Origin of the sequence: Rhizobium mongolense USDA 1844, assembly GCF_000419765.1 — a bacterium.
GTDB lineage: Bacteria > Pseudomonadota > Alphaproteobacteria > Rhizobiales > Rhizobiaceae > Rhizobium > Rhizobium mongolense.
Genome location: NZ_ATTQ01000087.1, coordinates 1 through 1,781, shown reverse-complemented (window position 1 = coordinate 1,781; position 1,781 = coordinate 1). Strand labels below are relative to the sequence as shown.

The 1,781-nt window shown below is 57.4% G+C and carries 1 protein-coding gene; it reads left to right on the top strand.

Annotation, left to right across the window (positions count from 1 at the left end; translation table 11 throughout):
- Positions 1–288 precede the first annotated feature (288 nt).
- Positions 289–1,317 (top strand): IS110 family RNA-guided transposase, encoded by a 1,029-nt coding sequence (locus A3C3_RS0137235; RefSeq protein ID WP_022719515.1) that lies wholly within the window; start codon positions 289–291, stop codon positions 1,315–1,317.
- Positions 1,318–1,781 lie beyond the last annotated feature (464 nt).

Below are 1,781 nucleotides of genomic sequence, written 5' to 3'. Positions count from 1 at the left end.
TCAGTCCCTCGCGCTTTCCGTCCTGACCCGGCTGAAAGTCCCAGGCCAAGGTCACGACATATGTCCCGGCGATGGCGCGCGCGCGCATGACCGTGNTAGTCGCTGTCACTCTCATTGCATTTCCCCTCTTCTGGTGTGATCGCGAATGCGGGTTGGCTGGATTTGGATCATTCAGATTTCAGCCGTGCCAGATCCTGAACAAGATGGGGTGGTTGCCGCCCTCCCCAGACGGCATCGCAGTGTGCCAGAGTTGTGATCTTTAGAGGTCACACAGCGGAGAGGACGGTAATGAAAGATACAATGATCGGGGTTGATCTGGCAAAAAATGTTTTCCAGCTCCACGGCGCATCGATGACGGGCGAGGTGCTGTTTCGCAAGAAGCTGTCGCGCGGCCAGTTTCTGCGGTTCATGGGAAGTCATCCCGCCGCTATTGTCGTCGTAGAGGCATGTGGCAGCGCCCATCATTGGGCCCGCGAATTGATGGCGCAGGGCCATGAGGTCAAGCTGATCGCGCCGCAATACGTGCGTCCCTTCGTGAAGCGCCAGAAGAACGATGCCGCCGATGCGGAAGCCATTGTCATTGCGGCGCGGCAGCCAGAAATGCGGTTTGTTGAACCTAAAACACCGGATCAGCAAGCGCGGGCTGTTCTATTTCGAGCGCGAGAACGCATTGTCCATCAACGCACGGAACTGGTGAACGCGCTGCGCGCAATGCTCTATGAATATGGGCATGTCGTTCCTGTGGGCCTCGGACATGTCAAACGGTTGGAAGCCACACCGAACGACGCGGCTAGGGACCTGCCCGATCTCGTACGCGAAGAAGGCCATGATCTCTTGGCACAAATCGGTGAAAAGACCGTCAGAATTGACAACAAGACCCAGAAGCTGGCCTCTCTCGCCAAGCAGACCGATGTGGCGCGGCGTCTTCAGACGATGCCAGGTATCGGGCCGATGACCGCTGTGGCCGTCGAGGCGTTTGCGCCGGCGATGCAAAACTTCAAATCGGGGCGCAACTTTGCCGCCTGGCTTGGCCTCGTGCCGCGACAGTTTTCGTCCGGCGGCAAGGAAAGGCTGGGTAAGGTCTCAAAGGCGGGTCAGGTCGACATTCGTCGGCTGCTGATCATCGGCGCCATGGCTCGCGTGAATTGGGCAAGCCGCAAGGCAACATCCACTGATCCCTGGATGATGCGTATGCTTGTACGAAAGCCACGAATGCTGGTGGCGATCGCGCTCGCAAACAAAATGGCGCGTATGATCTGGGCGATGCTGACGCGACAGGAAGATTATCGGAATCCGGCGCTGACGGCGGCTGCATGAACGTGGCGATGGTCAAGGTCGGCAACGAGGTGTGAGAAGTCGATGACCTGAATGGGCGCAAGATCGAACGATCCGGATCGGGAAAACCAGTACAGTTCTTGGAGCCCAGAGCTCGGGAACAAGATTTGGACCTGATCCGCTGATCACCATACCGGCCAGTGGCTTCTGAAAACGCCGCAAATGAAGGCCTGACAGAAGACCGCATTCGATCACACGTTCAAAAGGTCAGAAACGACTTGCACAACGGGCGGCAACCACAGAAGAATTGTCCGCCTCGGCTGTCTCAAAGTTCGTGTCCCATCATCTGGCTGAAACGCCGCCGACCCTCCATGGTNTCCTGGTGGCGTTTCGTCCTCGTATTGGTTCCCATTATCTCGCTAGAAGATAATGGTCTCGCCCTGACGTTTCGCTTGAGCCCTGCTGTAAGTCACCAGATGAGTCGTCGAACCTGCGCGATCGACAAG